This window comes from Paludibaculum fermentans, from assembly GCF_051172195.1.
In the GTDB taxonomy this organism is placed as follows: domain Bacteria; phylum Acidobacteriota; class Terriglobia; order Bryobacterales; family Bryobacteraceae; genus Paludibaculum; species Paludibaculum fermentans_A.
In genome coordinates this window covers 4,930,524-4,947,535 of the sequence record NZ_JBPJAQ010000001.1, presented here as the reverse complement: position 1 = coordinate 4,947,535, position 17,012 = coordinate 4,930,524, and the positions used below count along the sequence as shown (strand labels likewise).

The following is a 17,012-nucleotide window of genomic DNA, read 5'->3' as shown; positions in this document are numbered from 1 at the left end:
CGGCCCGGGCCTAATCCTCGTCGTCCTGGCCGATGGTGCGGCGCAGGCTTTCCACTTTGGTAATGCGCGGCGGCAGCAGAATCTTGCGGTAGTCCTGCCAGTTGCTGATCACCAGGAAGATCGTAAACAGGACCGATCCGACGGTCACAAGGGTGACCAGGATGATGGCCAAAATGTGAACCCAGCCGCCACCGGGCGGATTGAAGAAGATCCGCTCGAACTCCTGGCCGAAATTCATGCCGAAGTAGCCGGTGACCATCGCGCCGCCGCCCAGGATCATGCTGAGCATGGCCAGGCGGTTGATCGATTCGGTATTGCGCAACTGGTAGATCCGATCGAGCGAGTAGTTGAGTTTCTCGATCTCCTGCTCGACCTCCGATTTCATCGGTCCCAGCCGGAACGCGTCGCACTGCATCTGGAAGTGCTCGATCTCTTCGTCCTTGTTGGCCAGTTCGCTGAAGTGCCAGTAGTTGGAGAAGAGTTGGAACTCCGCCATCAGCTTGGCCACGTTGCGCGTGTCCTCGTCGGTCACTTTGGTGGTGCCGAAGCGGCGGCCCAGAGCCCTGGAAACAAGTGCTGTGCGCTCGCTGAAGTCGAGCAGGGTCGCGCGGTAGAAGAGGGCCACGAGGGCCGTCAGGTAATAGCGAGACATGAACATGCGATGGACCAGGAAGCCCTCTTTCAACTGGTGCTCGTCGCAATCGAAACGGCCCATCACCATCGTCACATTGGAAAAGCTGGTGAAGCCGTAAAGAGTCCCCTGGTGGGCCCAGCGGCGGTAGACCTGCTTGCGCAGGGCCTCACGCGTGAAGTCGGCGTCATAGCGGTAGTCATCGCCCCAGCGGTCGACGAACAGCAGCCTCGACATGAGGATTTCATAATCCTCACTCATGTGGAACTCAGGCGGAACGGAACTGGCATCTACCGAAAGATACGAGTAGACGATCATCCGTTCGTCCAGCAGCGGCTCGAATTCCTGCTTCGAGTAGTTGAGGAAGTAGAGCAGTTCCGTGATGGTGCGCGACAGTGGCGGCAGGTAACCCTTCATCACGCACTTGCTGAAAGTCTCCTCGACGATGACCTGGGTCTCGCCCCCGCCCTCCAGTTTGAGGGTGAGCCGCGAGGGCGTCCTGCCTTCCCGCAGCTGGCGGCCGCTGGAAGGATAGACCTTGCGCATCATCTCGTTGATCCAGAGCGCGTCGGCGACCGGCAGGTGTGTGGCTTCGACGCCCAGGGTGAGGATGCCGATACCGTTCGAGAACATGAATAGCCGCAGGTCCGAGACGCGTAGGGAAGCTTTGCGGCCGCGGGCATCTTCGGCTTCAAACACAAGCTGGCGGCCCGTTTCCCCCAGGTGCAGCAGAGGAATGGTGTAGCAGTGCACCATGTTCTCCGTCTCGCCGCACTCGGCGCTAAAGCTGTCGCCGGTATCGAAAAAGACGCGCCGTACGAAGGGATGGAAAAAGACCATGTCCTGGTACGCGAACGAGTCCATGTCGAAGCGTTTGAACGCGTCGCGCTGCCATTTACCCAGGCGGCCGGGCACGGGACTGCCGGCGGATTGGCCGTGGTCGGCAATCCAGTCGTCGAGCCCTTCCACCCAATAATCGTGGCGGGCCCATACGCGTTGGTGATCCTGCATGACCGCTTCCTTGTCCACCGAAAAGGGGAACACGAAGTAGGTATGCAGATGCAGAGCCTGCGCTTCCATCAAGTGAGATGATAGCAAGCGGAACCATGCAACTTTCGGACAAGTTGGCGGTAATTACCGGAGCCTCCAGCGGCTTGGGCGAGGTCTTCGCCCGCAAACTGGCGCAGCGGGGCTACCGCCTGATGCTGGTGGCCCGCCGTGCGGCCAGGCTCGAAGAGCTCAGGACCAGCCTGGAAGCCACAGCAAAGACATCCGTTGAGTGTTTCCCGTGCGACCTCGCGTCAGCGGCAGACACTGAGCGCCTGGCGGTCCACCTGGAACAGCGGCCAGTGGAACTGCTGGTCAACAATGCCGGCTTCGGCACCAAGGGCCGCTTTGTCGAGACCGACTACCAGCGCCAGGTGGACATGGTGAACGTCCACATCCTGGCCACCATGCGGCTGACCAAGGCCGTCCTGCCCGGCATGCTGCAGCGCGATCATGGCGGCATTATCAACGTCGCCTCGGTAGCCGGATTCTGGCGCAGCGCGGGCAATGTGAACTATTGCGCCAGCAAAGGCTGGATCAACGACTTCACCGAAGGTGTGCGCCTGGAAGTGGACTCAGCAGGTTCAGCCGTGAAGATCCAGACTTTGTGCCCTGGGTTCACCTACACGGAGTTCCACGACACGCTTGGCATTGACAAGGCGACGATTCCGAAGCTGCTGTGGATGCCCGCCGATTATGTTGTGGAGGAGTCGCTGAAGGGCCTGGAATCGGGCAAGCTGTTTGTCATCCCCAACTGGAAATACCGGCTCGGCACGGCCTTGGGAGAACTGCTGCCCTGGCGCTGGCGCGTCAAACTGGAGAAGGCGAGCCCCCACAAACGCGAGGTTTCCCGCTGAGGTTTGACCTCATATACGCGCTGTGCCATGATTCCTCCTTAACCTCATAGGCTTGTGGGAGGCGCGATGTATTGTTCCAACTGCGGCACCAATGTGCCGGACGGTCAACCGTTTTGTACGAACTGCGGCCGCCCGATGGGCGCCGGACAGCAACAACCGCAGGGGGCGCCTCCGCCGCCTCCACCTTTCGGAGGCGGATTCAACTCACCCGTGACGGCGGTGACGGCCCCGCCAGGAATGGAGTGCGCGCCCTGGGCCACCCGCGTCATCGGCTACATCATCGACAGCATTATGGTGATGGTTGTCGTCTTCGCGCTCTACGCAGTAGCCGGCATCATCTTCGGGACGAGCCTTGGACTCGGGCGGATGGTTGGTTCTGATGGCATGTCGGGCCTCGGCGGACTTGGCTGCTGCTGCACCCTCAGCATCTTCCCGGTCTCGTTCCTGATCGTCGGCGTCTATAACCGCGTGATCCTGGTCAGCCAGCGCGGCTACTCCATCGGCCAAGGCATCGTGAAGGTGAAGGTAGTGGATGCCAACGGGCAACTGCTCTCCCAGCAGACAGCGGGCATCCGGCTGCTGGCGCAGGTTGGCTTAGGCTTCATTCCGCTGCTCGGCCTGGTGGACCTGCTGTGGCCGCTGTGGGATCCGGCCAAGCAGACGCTGCACGACAAGGCAGTGGGAAGCTTCGTGGTGATGAATCAGTAATGATTGCCGCGGCGCCCACGACCACCCGCTTCCGGATGGCTCCCCTGGTGACAGGCGCAGTGCTGCTGCTGCATGTAGCGGTGCTGCGCCTGTTCTGCCGCGCGGGCGCCGATTGGGTAACGGTGTTTGGACGGGATCCGGGCCTGGCCTGCGCCTTCCGCGTGCATACCGGCCATCCCTGCCCGGGCTGTGGGCTCACGCGGTCGGTCATTCTCTCTGTATGCGGCCAGTGGGGCCAGGCCTTCCCGCTGAATCCCCTGGGGCCGTGGCTGGTGCTGGGCATGCTGCTGTTCGGGCTGTCCCTACTCTGGCTGGGGCTGGCGCCGAATGGCCGCGGCACTGTGGAACGGGCCCTGCGCGTGGGCGGCGCCGCCTATGCCGCGGTGGCGTGCGTCTTCTGGCTCGGCGGCTGGTTGTGGCGGCTGGCGTGAGCCGGCCAGCTACCTGACTTCCGCGGGCTGGACACCATCGTTGAGCCGCGCCGGATTCGCATAGTAGGAAGAATCCACACTGCGCAAGGCCTCTGAGCTGCCGCCCTGGCCTTTCGTAATCATGGAGACCACCTGCCCCGGACTCATTTCGCGGTAGTCGGCAGGCAGGGCAAACAGCCAATCCGGATAAGTGCCGGCCTGGACCTCTTCGGTCTTGAGCAACAGGGCGAGCTGCCACGGCTGATCGGGTGACTTGCGGATTTCGCCCGTCGACTGCAACACGAGACAACCGAGTTCGGGCGCAGCCCAGTCCGTCCAGCGCACGCGCGGACCTCGCAGTTCCTGCAGCATCAGCACACGCTGCCCCAGGATGCGTGTCTCGCCAGCCAGCTGGCCCGAGGCAGGTTGCCCACCCGGTTTCTGCATGCAGTTCGATTCCGGGGTAGCGAAAGGCGACAGGCCGCGCGCTACACGATCAAAGGTCGATCGCGCTTTTACCTGATCGCTCACAATGATCACCGTCCCGGAACCGCTGATGAGTTCGCGGCTCTCCTTTGAGGTGGTATGAGCCAGCCAGCCGTCGCCGCGCCGGGCCCAGATGCTGGACCGCGATGCGCCAGCCCTCTGCTCGAGAATCCTGGCATAAAAAGCGCCCGGTTCGCGGCGCAGCGCGGCGCCCGGATTCGCCGTATAGATCATCGCCGCGGCGATCGCCGCCAGGCTGCCCGCGGCCAGAATTGCTCTCATGAATACGGAACCAGCTACTTCCTCAGTTTGGAGATTGCAGTCCCATTCTACCCCGCGGGTTTCTACTCTTCCCGCAAAGCGACCATGGGATCGATGCGGGCGGCACGCCGCGCAGGAACGTAAGCCGCCAGGGCCGTGACGGCGCAGAGCAGCAGGGCCGCCCCGCCGAGGACGCGCGAATCGCCGGGCTTGAGACCGTAGAGCAGCGTTCCGATGAGTTTCCCGGCGCCGAGTGAGATCGCAATACCAATGACGAGCCCGCACAGCAGCAAGGCGCCAACGTCACGCAGCATCAGCCAGACCACTGACCCGCGCTGCGCACCCAGGGCAATGCGGATTCCGATCTCGCCGCGCCGGCGGGCGACAGAGTAGGCCGTGACACCGTAGAGTCCGACGACGGCCAGCAGCAGCGCCAGGCCCCCGAAGATCGAGGAGAGCACCGCCACCAGCCGGGGTTGCAGCAGCGAATCATTGACACGCGCCTCGAAACTGCTGAATTCCAGGGCCGCGTCCCGCTGCACGCCCAGGATTCGGTCCCGCACGGCGGGCGCGAGTGCCTCCATCGAAACGTCCGAACGCACCGCCAGGCGAATCGACGACCCAGGTTCCGGCTCCTGCCAGAAGGCCAGGTAGCCGATGCGGCGCGGAGCCTCATCCAGGCGGTTGTACTTCGTATCCTGGACGACGCCCACCACTTCGTAGCTATCCTTCTCCGTGCGGCTGCCGGGCTTGCTCATCCTGATCGTCCTGCCCACGGCGTTGGAGGAACCGAAGAACCGCAGGGCGGCCGATTCGTTGATGACCATGACGAGCGGCGATGAGAGCGTATCGCGGTCGCTGAACGCGCGCCCGGACACCAGCGCCGTGCCGAACGTCCGGAAGAATTCCGGCGAAATCCGGTTGAGGAACAGCTGGCTGTCGCGGCGCGACCTGGGCGTGTAACCCTCCGGCTCGACACCTTGCGCCCAACCCGCGCTACCGATGGGCTGCAGGACAGAACTGGCGGCCGAGGCGACACCGGGTATGGACTCGACGCGGTGGAGTATTTCCTGATAGACGGCCGCGCGGCGGGCCTGGGGCACTGCTTCCTGCAGGTCCAGGCCAACCAGCAGGACATTGCGCCGGGTGAAGCCGGCATCCAAGGTGAGCAGGTTCCGCAGGGACATCGCGAACATTCCAGCGCCGGCCAGCAGGACCAGGGAGAGCGCCACCTGCCCGGCGACCAGCGCCCGGCCGAGGCCCAATCGATGTGTACCGCGCAACGTGCCGCGGTCCTGCTCCTTCAGCGCCGAATGGACGCCCAGGCGTGTGCCTCGAATCGCCGGCGCCAGGCCAAAGATCACGGCAGTGAGGCCAGCCACGGCAATGGTGAACGCCAGCAGCCGCAGGTCGGGCGAAGTGTCCAGATCCACCACCCGTGCGGAGGTGGAGAGCATGCGCACCAGCGCGCGGCTGCCCCAGAGGGATAGCAGGAACCCACCGCCCGCACCGGCCAGCGCCAGCAGCAGGCTTTCCGTCATCAGTTGCCGGATGATGCGCACACGGCTGGCTCCAATGGCGATGCGCACTGAGAGTTCCCGCTGCCGGGCCGCCGCCCGGGCCAGCAGCAGATTCGCAATGTTGGCGCAGGCGATCAACAGAACCAGCCCCACGGTGCCCATCAGGACGTAGAGGGCGGTTCGGTACTGCGTCCGCGTGGCGGAGAAGCCCAACGCCGCGGGGCGCAGCGCAAAGTTGGTCTTGCGATACTCTGCCTGGTCGCGGGCACTCTGTTCCGGCGGCGTGGTGGCTTTCAAAATGTCGGGTGTGATCGCTTGCAGGCGCTCATCCGCCTGCTGGATGGTGCGGCCTTCCGGAATGCGCCCCACGATGCGCAGCCACCAGTGGTGAATCTCGTCCTCCGTGGTTGCGCCGGCCCGCAGGACGGGCTGGCAGCCGATGGGAATGGCCACATCATAGGACTGCTCCAGATCGAGGCCGGTGAACCACGGCGGCGTCACCCCCACGATCACGAACGGTTTGCGATTGAGTTGGATCGTCTGCCCCACCACTTGTTCGCCCTCGGCGAAATGAGAACGCGCAAAGCGGTAGCTGATAACGGCGACCGGACCCTGCGAGCCGCCGCCCCAACGGTCGTCGTCTATCGTGAAGGCGCGCCCCTGCATGGCCGGCACACCCAGCACACGGAAGAAATCGCCGCTGACCCAGAGCCCCTGGGCGAAGCGGCCGTCCGAGGAGGCGCCCAGCGAAAGCCGCTCAGAGGCGTAGGCCAGCACACCCGAGAACGACTGCTGATGGTCACGGATCTGCTCCCACAGCGGAGTGTTCAATTCGTCATCCCCACCGCCACCCAGTTTGAGCTGGACCAGCGCCTGAGGATCCGCCACCGGCAACGTGCGTAGCATCACCGCATTGATGATGCTGAAGATCGCCGTATTCGCGCCAATACCCAATGCCAGCGACAATACCGCCGTCAGCGTAAAACCCGGATTCGCCGCCAATGCGCGCAGGCCGTAGCGTATATCCTGCTGCAGGCGATCCAGGAAGATCCAGCTCCAGGCTTCCCGGCTGTCTTCACCGATTCGCGCCTCGTTGCCGAACTTTCTGCGGGCCGCCAACTGCGCCTCCACTGGAGCCGCCCCGCCGGACTGCAGCTCCGCCGCCCGCAGATCCTGGTGCAGCCGCATCTCCTCCGCCAGGTCCTGGTCGAAGCGCGAACGCTGGAATCGAAAACGCAGACGACGCAACAGCTCAAGCACCCAGTTCATGCAGGCATCCCTCTCAGGCGGCGATGTGGCTTGGAAGACGACTTCCATAGCTAGACTATGGCAGCAGGCGGAGGCAGTCAATACTCCGCGTCCATCCAGGGGTCACATGTTACACAAGCACGCGCGCCACAAAGGAAAACGCGGCGCCGGATCACTGGGATCCAACGCCGCGTTCCAGTTTCGACCGGAGGCTACTTGGCGAGCTGCCGCAGGACGTAGGGCAGGATGCCGCCGCTGCGGAAGTAGTCCACTTCGCGAGGCGTGTCGATGCGCACCTTCGCCTGGAAGGTCTTGCCATCGGCCGTGACGGTCGCGATCTTGGAGCCCGATTCGATCGCCTCGGAGACACCGGTTACTGCGTAGGTCTCGAAGCCGGTGAGGCCCAGCGACTGGCGTGTTTCGCCGTTGAGGAACTCCAGCGGCAGGACACCCATGCCGACCAGGTTCGAGCGATGGATGCGTTCGAAGCTCTCGGCGATAACAGCCTTCACGCCCAACAGGGCCACGCCCTTGGCCGCCCAGTCGCGCGAGGATCCGGAACCGTATTCCTTACCAGCGATGATCATTAGCGGCGTGCCTTCGGCCAGATAGTTGGCGCTGGCATCGAAGATCGACACCTTCTCGCCGCCCTGCTGGAACGTGGTGTAGCCGCCCTCCACTCCGGGGACCAATTCATTCTTCAGGCGAATGTTGGCAAGCGTGCCGCGCACCATCACATCGTCGTTGCCGCGGCGCGAGCCGTAGCTGTTGAAGTCCACAGGCTTGACCCCGCGCTCCATCAGGAAGCGGGCCGCCGGGCTGTCCTTGGCGATATTGCCGGCGGGCGAGATGTGGTCGGTGGTGATCGAATCGGCCAGCATGGCCAGCACGCGCATCCCGGCCAGATCCTCCAGCGGAGCCGACGGATCGCGCATCGTTTCAAAATATGGCGGATGCTTCACATAGGTCGAAGCGGGATCCCAGGCGAAGGTGGCGCCCTCCGGCGTCTTCACCGATTGCCACATCGTGTCGCCCTCGAACACCTTGCCGTACTGAGCCTCGAACATCTCAGGTTTCACGCTGGAGTTCACCGCGTCCAGCACTTCCTGCGTGGTGGGCCAGATGTCGGCGAGATAGACCGGCTGGCCATCCTTGCCCGTGCCCAGCGGATCGGTCGTCAGGTCGATGTCGACACGGCCGGCCAGGGCATAGGCGACCACCAGCGGCGGCGAAGCCAGGTAATTGGCGCGCACTTGCGGATTCACGCGGCCCTCAAAGTTGCGGTTGCCGGAGAGCACGCTGGCGACCACCAGCTTGTGATCGGCCACTTCCTTGGCAACGGCTTCCGGCAGCGGGCCCGAGTTGCCGATGCAGGTGGTGCAGCCGTAGCCCACCAGGTGGAACTTCAAGGCTTCCAGATAGGGCATCAGGCCGGCTTCCTTCAGGTAGTCGGTCACCACCTTGGATCCAGGCGCCAGCGACGTTTTGACCCAGGGCTTCACTTCCAGCCCCTTCTCCACAGCCTTCTTGGCAACGAGACCGGCGCCCAGCATGACGGATGGGTTTGAGGTATTGGTGCAGCTCGTGATGGCCGCGATGACCACCGCGCCGTCGCTCACCACGGGGTTCTCGCGTTTGGGTTCAGTCAGCGTGCCCAGGAAATTATCCTTCACCTGCGGCAGCGTGAGACGGTCCTGCGGGCGCTTGGGACCGGCCATGGAGGGTACGACGCTGGCCAGGTCGAGCTCCAGCGTGTCGGTGAACACCGGGTCCGGTGAATTCGCCGTGAGGAACATGCCCTGCTCGGTGTAGTAGGCTTCCACCAGCTCGATGAGATCCTTCGGGCGATTGGACATGCGCAGGTAGGAGAGCGTCTGCGCATCCACAGGGAAGACGCCGATGGTGGCGCCATACTCGGGCCCCATGTTGGCGATGGTGGCGCGATCGGCCAGAGGCAGTGCCAGCACGCCCGGTCCGAAGAATTCAACGAACTTGCCCACGACGCCCTTCTTGCGCAGCATCTGGACCACGGTCAGCACGAGGTCGGTCGCGGTGACGCCCTCCCGCAGCCGGCCGTGGAGCTTGAAGCCAACAACTTGGGGTAAGAGCATCGACACCGGTTGGCCCAGCATGCAGGCCTCAGCCTCAATCCCGCCCACACCCCAACCCACCACACCCAGGCCGTTGATCATGGTGGTGTGCGAGTCAGTCCCGACCACCGTGTCGGGGTAGGCGAAGGTCGCGCCGTCTTCCGACTTCGTGAAGACCACTGGCGCGAGATACTCCAGGTTCACCTGGTGCACAATGCCGGTGCCGGGCGGCACGGCGCGAAAATTCGAGAACGCCTTCTGCGCCCAGCGGAGTAGCGAGTACCGTTCGGAGTTGCGCTGGTATTCCAGCAGCACATTCTGGTCGAACGCCTTCGCATTGCCGAACTCGTCCACCTGCACGGAGTGGTCGATGACCAGATCGACCGGAATCAGCGGATTCGCCTTCTGCGGGTCTGCGCCCATCTTCGCCAGCGCGTCGCGCATGGCGGCCAGGTCGACCACACAGGGTACGCCGGTGAAGTCCTGCAGAATCACACGCGCGGGCATGAATTGGATCTCTTCGGCACGGCCTGTGGGATCCCATTTGGCGACATACTCGATGTCACTCTTCCTGACCACCACGCCATCCTCCTGGCGCAGCAGGTTCTCAAGCAGGACTTTGATGCTGTAGGGGATCCGTTTCAGGTCGTAACCAGCGGCGCCCAAGGCCGCAAGCCGATGAATCTGATAGTCGCGGCCGCCCACACGAAGGGCCGCAGCGCTGCCGAAGGAATTCACGCTGTTCATGGATATCTCCAGTTTACCTGCCCGGAGCGCCTTGTGGAGGTTCGGCGGCGCCCCGGACATGGGTGCTTAGGCGGGAGCGGACAAAAAATCAGGAACGGCGGCGGCGATAAACAAACAGGGCCACCAGGCCGCTGAGAGCCAAACCAAAGCTGGCCGGTTCCGGCACAGCGGTGGACGCGCCGGGAGCATCCAGTATGGCCAGCGACCAGCCAAACCAGTCACCACCGGAAGTGAGCGACATCCGGTTGTCACCCGCCTGGACTTGGACGGGCAACCGGAAAAGGCTGCTGACCAGCCCCAGATTCCCGTCGATGGGTCCGCCTACCTGCGCGGCGTTGAAGTAGATTCCCTCGCCGCTGGACTGCGGATCGTCGGCGCTCGTCAGCAACCACAGCGTACCCTCGCCGCCATAGGGACTATTGAGATGCAGGTTCATCTCAGGCGTTCCGGCCGTGGCGCCATATCCGCCGGGCGCCGAGACCTCGGTAGAAAAATCTGTCAGCGTGATCGTCCGGTCAGGTTGGCCGGGCGTCGAGTAAACGATCGCCAACGCGACGGAATAGATCTGCGTACCGCCAGTGAGATCGAAATTGTAACTACCGTTCCCATTGATCGCACCGGTGACATCCCAACGGTAGGTGCTGAACTGACCGTCGGTACTGGACGGGGCTGCGTCGCCCAAATCCTTGGATCCAAAATTAGCCTTCAGCGGGGCGGTCGTGAACCAATCGTTGGTATAGAGGTAAGCGGCCTTGACGGTCGAGCCGGCCGGGATACTGTTGACCTGCATCGTCCCCTTGGCTTCAGAGACTCCAGGGAACGCTTCTGCCGAGACCATGGCAGACACGGGCCCAGTGTACACCTGGTACAGAGGAGTACTAAAGGCTGGTAGAGACGTGAGAATGACCCAGATCGCACACAGACGGACGAATGGCATTTCCTCCTCCAAGGAACTATGCAGGTAGTTTGCCACCCTTCCGGCCAGATGTCCATTGGGGAAGCCACCTGTGGACGAATTTTTACGATTCAGGAAAAATTTAGAAGCTAAGCACCAGATGCCAGATGTAAAGATATGCCAAAGAGTCCACGTCTTCCCATATTTTGCGGCACAATTCCGGGTCGCCGCTGATGGCGGGCAATTCGCCGAGCTTGCTCGCCCACGGAAGGCAAGCGCCGGCCGGAATGCGTCCCTGCGGCCATACCGGTGCCGGCGGACGGTTCTCCGGGGGCGCTGGCGGCGTGGCGCTACAGGCGCTCTGTGAGTACCGGCCGTACTCCCGCGTGAACTCGGTCATCGCCTGCACGTTCTCCACCGTGGCATCGTTCTGCATGATCGCGCTGGCGTCCATGATGAATCCGCCGTCCCCCGCGCAGGTGTCGATCAGGGTCCGGCAATGCTCTTTCACTTTCTGCGGTGTGCCGAAAGCAAGCAGGCTGTTGGGCACCCCGCCGCTCAGGCAGAATCGGCTGCCCAACTTCTCCTGCGCCAACCGGAAGTCGCTGCGGTCCAGGTGGAAAATGATGCTGCCCGCCGGCAGTTCGGCGAACGCGTCCAGGTGGGCATCCCACTTCCCTTCCGCGTAGAACAGTGTCTGGTTGCCGCGCGCCCAGATCGCCTCGACAATCGGTTTGAGCGTGGGCCAGTAAATCGTACTGAAATGCTCGCGCGAAATGAACGGCACACAACCGCGATGCATCCAGATGGGGATGGGCGCCAGGCGCGCCGGATCCAGGCTGCCCAGCGCGATCTGAGCCAGGTGCGGCATCAGCGCGCGGCAGGCCGCCTCCACCTTATCCGGAACCTCCATCAGGTCGAAGGCCAGGCCCAGATACCCGCGGAACTTGTCCGCCAGGACGTCCAGCGGCGCCTTCAACATCCCGCAGATCGCGGAGGGCGTGCCCGTTTCAATGCGCATCCTCTCCACTTGCGGCCCGAAGGCGTTGAAGTAGTTCGCCATCGCCCAGGTGCTCTTCACCAGCGCCAGGCTCTGGCGGTATGGCCCCAGCGCGAAATCGGCGGAGACTCGCGGTAGCCACGTCCGGTAGAGGAAGCCCACCGGATCGTCGATCAGTTCGTCATACTCCTCGCGCAGCATCCACGCGTTGTCCTGCTCCGGTTCCCTGTACTGGAACGCGATGTCGGGGCCGACATCGATGCCAGGGGTCGCGTAGTAGCGCAGATTTGCCGCCTGCGTGAGTCCTGTCCAGACATAGACCATGTTCGGCACAGCCGCGTCCCAGTCAAAGCCGGCGCAAGTGCGGATTACGGCTTCGAACGCCTGGTTATAGTCGTGGGTCACCTGCTGGTCGGTGAAGCCGGCGTAGGTCGCCGTGAACTCCGCCGCGAACGGGCGCAGCGGCACCCGGTCGGGCTTCCCATTCCGCATCGCAGTCACATAGCGGTGCAGCCGTTGAGCATACAGTTCCGACAGGTCTTGGGACATACTGGCAACAAATTATCAGATTTTGAGGCCTGCAAACCTGTTTATCTGTGGTAACAGCCTCCTGGCTCCCTCCGCCCCCCTAAAAAGCGAAAGGCCGGCGCCCCTCCGTTGGGAGGAGCACCGGCCGTAGCTTTCACGCCCAGTCTGGAATCGCGCCTAGAACTCGTAGCGCAGGCCAAACTGCATGACGCGCGGCTGGGTGAGCTGCGCGCTGTAGGCGCCAAACGTGCCACCCACCGAAATGTCCAGCGAAGCGCTGTTCACATCGAACTTGGTGGTGTTTGTCAGGTTGAACGTCTCCCAGCGGAACTGCAGGGAGTGCTTTTCGTTGAACGGCATGATGAACCGCTTGGAGAGGTTCAGGTCGATGTTGAAGATACCGTCGCCGCGCAACCCATTGCGGGTTCCGATGCCGCCCGGCAATTCGTAGTCAAACGCCGCCATGGCTTTTTCTGGATCGGCAAACATGTTCTCGCCATGCTGCGTCTTCACCGGAGCCCCGGTCCAACGCGCCCAGTTGTTGTTGTTCCAGTTGGTGGGCCACACGCCGGTTTCAAACACGCTGATCGGGAAACCACTGGACCAGCGCCACACACCCGAAATCTGCCAGCCGCCAATGACGGCGTCAGCCCAGCGGGGGATGTCCGTGGAGAACTTCTTGCCACGGCCCACCGGCAGGTTGTAAACCGCCAACATGTTGAACAGGTGGGTATTGTCGTAGTCCGAAACACCCTTCATCAGGCCGGGCTGCCAGGGATTCCAGAGCACGCCCGTCGAACTGCCCGCGCGCTCGGTGTTCGAACGGAGGTCGATCGATTTCGAGAACGTGTAGTTCACGTCGATCACGTCGCCATTGTTGAAGCGCTTGCGCACGTTCAACTGAGCGCCGTGATAGCTGCCGCCACCGACGGAACTGAACACCGACAGATAGGAGAACTGCGGGCTGTAGAACGTGTACGGCCCCTGGTCGGAGCAGCGGTTGCGCGAATCGCAGCCGCCCTGGCCCGCGCCCGTATCAAGTTGGTACAGGGCGTAGGTCCAGTCATACGCGTTGGCCGCGAACCGGTTGTAGGCAACCTGCGTGGCCGACAGCGTAGGCGTGGCGATCTTGCTGAACATGTTCTCCCAGAAGGGAACCTTCTGGACGCTGGAGGTCGGCACGTCGTTCAATACCTGTTGGGCCAGGATTGAGCCGGCCTGGAAGTAGGTCTGGCCGGACTTGGGGTCCTTCAGGTCCGTCGGCATCGCCGCGTCGCGGCGCACCAGCGAACGGCGGGAGAGACGGCCCACGTAGGAACCCTGGACAAACCAGCCGCGGCTCAGTTCACGGCCGATGCTCAGGTTCAGGTTCATGTTGTAGGGCGCCTTCAGGGTGTCGTCCAAACCGTTCGTGATGGCGAACAGGTTCGGATAGGTGGCCGGGAAGGTCGCAGCCGGAGCAGCCGGCAGCAGGCCTGCCGGAATCTGGCTGATGGAGGTGAACCGCGGCGCGGTCTGAATCGTCTGCGTCGCAGCCGGATTCGTCAGCGCATTCGACAGGCCGAACGCCGTCGCGTCATAAGAACGCATCAGGCTGCTGCCGAACAGATCGTAGTACATGCCCCACCCGGCGCGGATCGAGGTCTTTCCAGGCCCGCCGAAGAAGAACTTGCTCAGGCCGCTGTCGCCCTGGGGCGAGTAGGCCAGCGAAATGCGCGGTGCCCAGTTGTCTTTGTGGAAGGGATACAGATCCCGGCCGCCCGCCGACTTCGGAATGAACGAAATCGTACCGGCGCCCATCTGCGACAACCCCTGCTGGGCCAGGCCGCCGCGCTTGTTGAACCAGTCGCCGATCGGGATATTTGGAGATACCTGCTGTCCATCGGCCTCATAAATGGGAGGCATCAGGGAATAGCGGATGCCAGCCGTCACCGTCAGCGCACGGCTGACCTTCCACGTATCCTGCAGGTAGAGCTCGTACTCCTGGTTCTTGAAGTTGCGGAGCACCGGTGTGCCTTCCGCCAGCACAGAGCCATCCACCTTGTAGTTGTACTGCGCGTTGCCCTGTGTCACCAGGCCCATCACGTCGGTCATTGCGTAACGGAAGAGAGTGTATTGGCTGCTGGGCAGGTCCGGGAACGGCGCCGTCAGGCCCGCGCCGCTGCTGTCCAGCCAAGACGCATTCGCGACCGCGCCCGAGAATGAGTTGGCCAGGTTGTTGCGCCTGTTCTGATTGAAGCGGGCGATCGCACCAAACTGGATGTTGTGCGAGCCCTTCACATAGTTCAGGTCCTCACTCATCGTGTGGACCGGAATGATCGAAACGAACCCGCGGGTCAGGCCCACATTGGAATCCATGCCGCGTAGCGTCACCGCTGAGAAGTTCGCGATGCCGGTGGACTCGTTGCCCTGCCGGGTCAACCCATAACGGAAATTGCTGATGAACGTCGGCCGGAAGACGCTGGTCAGGCCGATGCCAAAGCCCTTGTTGTTCACCAGGTTGACGCTGTTGGCCGGCTGCCCGGCAAACTGCGGCATGCCCTGCTCGTTGTCATTCTGCAGGTTCCCGCGGATGAAGAACGTGTGCTTGTTCTGCGAATCCAGAATCCAGTCGTACTTCGCGATGTAGGTGTTGTACCGCAGCGGTGTCGCCGCCTTGAAGCGGTAGCCGACAAAGTTCAAACCGTCGCCCACCGTCGTGTCGTTCGGCACAGGGTAGGTTTTCAGCAATGTGAGGACGTTCTGATTGACACCGCGGGGATCCAACTTTGCGGTGATGTCCGCCGGAGTTACTGTAGCTACGCTGCCATCCGCGCGCGTGTAATGCAGGATGCCCTGCCGCATGTCCATCGAGGGAATCGTGCGCAGCGCCGTGCCATCCTTCGCATCCTTGCGGCCTTCCCAGTTGCCGAACAGGAACATACGGTTCTTCTTGATCGGTCCACCCAGCGAAGCGCCAAAGATGTTGCGGATCAGTTTCGGCCGCTCGACACCCGACTTGTTGTTGAAGAAGCCGTTAGCCGTCGTGATCGTGTTGCGGTGGTATTCGTACATGCCGCCGTGCAACTCGTTCGTGCCGCTCTTGGTCACCAGCACCACCTGGGCCCCGGAAGACCGGCCGCTGTCCGCATTCGCGTTCAGGGTCGTCACCCGGAATTCCTGCACCGAGTCGGGCGTCATACGCAGAACGGAGGTGAACGCTTTGCGGTCCATCTGGTCGTTCACATCGATGCCGTCCAACGTCACGTTCGCCTGGTCGCTCTTGCCGCCGTTCACCGCGCCGTTGCGCGAATCCGTGTCGCCTTCACTCGTGAAGACCACACCCGGCTGCAGCGCGAGCAACCCTACGATGTTGCGCGCGTTCAGCGGCAACTGGACAATCGGCTTGTTGGCGATGGCATTGCCGATGGAAGCATCGATTGTGTTCAGATTCTCGGTCTCGGCCACCACGGCCACCGTCTCCGTAATCTGCCCGACCTCGAGCTTCACATTCACAGTCGCCGGGTTGTTCACCAGCAACTGCATGCCGTTTACCGTCGCTGTCCGGAAGCCGTTGGCTTTGACACTGAGACGATACTTGCCAGGCACAACCTGCAGGAACGCGTAGCTGCCGGAAGCATCAGCAGTCGTGCTGCGCTTTGAGCTCGTGTCCAGGTTCTCCAGATCGGCTACAGCATTGGGCACCACTGCTCCGGAGGAATCGGTAATTACCCCGGAGACCTGTGTCGCCGCCTGCCCCCACATCGTCAGTTGCAGGGCCAGCAGCCCGGCTAGACCTAGAAGCAATTTCTTCATTTAAACTCCCCTGTAACAAACATCAATGACCGGTTAGATACATCTCCAACCTATTTGGAAGCGAAAGAAACGCCCCCAACGTCCGGCGGAGGCCGCTGCCAGGCCGGTGGGCCACTCAAACATTTAGATTTAGTAATTTAGACCAGGGACCAATGAGCTGCTCGACGGAGAGTCGCTGTTACGACGGGACTTGATCCTCACGCCCTCAGGCGACCTATAGGACATGGTTGTAACAATGAATCACCCTGACTGTCAATCAGATTCTTGGATCGAGGCTATCTGGAGGCGGGCGACGGGCGGGGGTGCAAACAAATGGCCCCGGAACGAACCCGGGGCCTGGGAGAGAGTAAAGAGGAGGATCAATCGAAGGTCAGATTGCCAGTCCGTGGACCCCAACGGTCCGAAACTCATATTGCTGGATCTCGACGGCCGCCATGCCTTTCTCGCATCGGACGATCCGGCCGCGCGCCACCAATTTCAGGGCGCACTTGTTGTCTAGTTGCGCGGGCCAACTGATTGCCATCTCCAGTCGCTTTCCTGGAATCAGCGGCTTCTCCGTCTGGAAGAGCACACCGCCGCTACTTAGATTCACAGTGACACCCGCACCTGCTTCATCGCCAAGCCGTTTACTGATGAGCTTAAATCTAAGCTCGCGTTCAATCGGAAAGCGGTCCGACGCCCTGCGATCCGTCTTGCCCCTCTTACCGGGGATGATTGGTTCTGATCCGATAAAGTTCATGGCTAAAGCCCACACTGCATATTTGCTCGAACGGCTACCTAACATCAATG

General features: G+C 62.4%; 11 protein-coding genes. 3 read left to right on the top strand and 8 right to left on the bottom strand.

Annotated features, from left to right (window positions below; all coding sequences use genetic code 11):
- Positions 1-10: 10 nt before the first annotated feature.
- The gene (locus ACR9Y2_RS19975) at positions 11-1,711 is read right to left on the bottom strand and encodes a hypothetical protein (protein WP_435043379.1); all 1,701 of its coding nucleotides are present in this window, start codon (positions 1,709-1,711) and stop codon (positions 11-13) included.
- Positions 1,712-1,737: 26 nt separating this feature from the next.
- Between ACR9Y2_RS19975 and ACR9Y2_RS19970 the strand changes: the two genes are divergently transcribed.
- The 3 genes from ACR9Y2_RS19970 to ACR9Y2_RS19960 all read left to right on the top strand — a co-directional run bounded on the left by ACR9Y2_RS19970 (position 1,738) and on the right by ACR9Y2_RS19960 (position 3,674).
- Positions 1,738-2,535, top strand: coding sequence for an SDR family NAD(P)-dependent oxidoreductase (locus ACR9Y2_RS19970; RefSeq protein WP_435043378.1), 798 nt, complete (start codon positions 1,738-1,740; stop codon positions 2,533-2,535).
- 66 nt (positions 2,536-2,601) lie between these two features.
- Positions 2,602-3,243 (top strand): RDD family protein, encoded by a 642-nt coding sequence (locus ACR9Y2_RS19965; protein WP_435043377.1) that lies wholly within the window; start codon positions 2,602-2,604, stop codon positions 3,241-3,243.
- The gene (locus ACR9Y2_RS19960) at positions 3,243-3,674 is read left to right on the top strand and encodes a DUF2752 domain-containing protein (protein WP_435043376.1); all 432 of its coding nucleotides are present in this window, start codon (positions 3,243-3,245) and stop codon (positions 3,672-3,674) included. The genes ACR9Y2_RS19965 and ACR9Y2_RS19960 overlap by 1 nt, the downstream gene beginning before the upstream one ends.
- A gap of 9 nt (positions 3,675-3,683) precedes the next feature.
- Here ACR9Y2_RS19960 and ACR9Y2_RS19955 read toward each other — a convergent pair whose 3' ends face one another.
- The 7 genes from ACR9Y2_RS19955 to ACR9Y2_RS19925 all read right to left on the bottom strand — a co-directional run bounded on the left by ACR9Y2_RS19955 (position 3,684) and on the right by ACR9Y2_RS19925 (position 16,962).
- Complete coding sequence (locus tag ACR9Y2_RS19955) at positions 3,684-4,421, bottom strand: hypothetical protein (protein ID WP_435043375.1); 738 nt, start codon at positions 4,419-4,421, stop codon at positions 3,684-3,686.
- A gap of 62 nt (positions 4,422-4,483) precedes the next feature.
- Complete coding sequence (locus tag ACR9Y2_RS19950) at positions 4,484-7,189, bottom strand: ADOP family duplicated permease (RefSeq protein ID WP_435043374.1); 2,706 nt, start codon at positions 7,187-7,189, stop codon at positions 4,484-4,486.
- Positions 7,190-7,380: 191 nt separating this feature from the next.
- Positions 7,381-10,005: an aconitate hydratase AcnA gene (acnA, locus tag ACR9Y2_RS19945; protein ID WP_435043373.1), complete on the bottom strand. Its 2,625-nt coding sequence runs from the start codon at positions 10,003-10,005 to the stop codon at positions 7,381-7,383.
- An 88-nt stretch (positions 10,006-10,093) separates the two neighbouring features.
- Positions 10,094-10,942: a PEP-CTERM sorting domain-containing protein gene (locus ACR9Y2_RS19940; RefSeq protein ID WP_435043372.1), complete on the bottom strand. Its 849-nt coding sequence runs from the start codon at positions 10,940-10,942 to the stop codon at positions 10,094-10,096.
- A 100-nt stretch (positions 10,943-11,042) separates the two neighbouring features.
- Positions 11,043-12,449: a uroporphyrinogen decarboxylase family protein gene (locus tag ACR9Y2_RS19935; RefSeq protein WP_435043371.1), complete on the bottom strand. Its 1,407-nt coding sequence runs from the start codon at positions 12,447-12,449 to the stop codon at positions 11,043-11,045.
- Between the two features lie 156 nt (positions 12,450-12,605).
- Positions 12,606-16,223 (bottom strand): carboxypeptidase regulatory-like domain-containing protein, encoded by a 3,618-nt coding sequence (locus ACR9Y2_RS19930; protein ID WP_435043370.1) that lies wholly within the window; start codon positions 16,221-16,223, stop codon positions 12,606-12,608.
- A 370-nt stretch (positions 16,224-16,593) separates the two neighbouring features.
- Entirely contained in the window at positions 16,594-16,962 is a 369-nt protein-coding gene (locus ACR9Y2_RS19925; protein WP_435043369.1) for a PilZ domain-containing protein, read from the bottom strand.
- Positions 16,963-17,012 lie beyond the last annotated feature (50 nt).

Bases quoted from the DNA above. Each gene is read 5' to 3' on its own strand.
- ACR9Y2_RS19975 (WP_435043379.1), bottom strand. From the start codon at position 1,711: ATGGAAGCGCAGGCTCTGCATCTGCATACCTACTTCGTGTTCCCCTTT.
- ACR9Y2_RS19970 (WP_435043378.1), top strand. From the start codon at position 1,738: ATGCAACTTTCGGACAAGTTGGCGGTAATTACCGGAGCCTCCAGCGGC.
- ACR9Y2_RS19965 (WP_435043377.1), top strand. From the start codon at position 2,602: ATGTATTGTTCCAACTGCGGCACCAATGTGCCGGACGGTCAACCGTTT.
- ACR9Y2_RS19960 (WP_435043376.1), top strand. From the start codon at position 3,243: ATGATTGCCGCGGCGCCCACGACCACCCGCTTCCGGATGGCTCCCCTG.
- ACR9Y2_RS19955 (WP_435043375.1), bottom strand. From the start codon at position 4,421: ATGAGAGCAATTCTGGCCGCGGGCAGCCTGGCGGCGATCGCCGCGGCG.
- ACR9Y2_RS19950 (WP_435043374.1), bottom strand. From the start codon at position 7,189: ATGAACTGGGTGCTTGAGCTGTTGCGTCGTCTGCGTTTTCGATTCCAG.
- acnA (WP_435043373.1), bottom strand. From the start codon at position 10,005: ATGAACAGCGTGAATTCCTTCGGCAGCGCTGCGGCCCTTCGTGTGGGC.
- ACR9Y2_RS19940 (WP_435043372.1), bottom strand. From the start codon at position 10,942: ATGCCATTCGTCCGTCTGTGTGCGATCTGGGTCATTCTCACGTCTCTA.
- ACR9Y2_RS19935 (WP_435043371.1), bottom strand. From the start codon at position 12,449: ATGTCCCAAGACCTGTCGGAACTGTATGCTCAACGGCTGCACCGCTAT.
- ACR9Y2_RS19930 (WP_435043370.1), bottom strand. From the start codon at position 16,223: ATGAAGAAATTGCTTCTAGGTCTAGCCGGGCTGCTGGCCCTGCAACTG.
- ACR9Y2_RS19925 (WP_435043369.1), bottom strand. From the start codon at position 16,962: ATGAACTTTATCGGATCAGAACCAATCATCCCCGGTAAGAGGGGCAAG.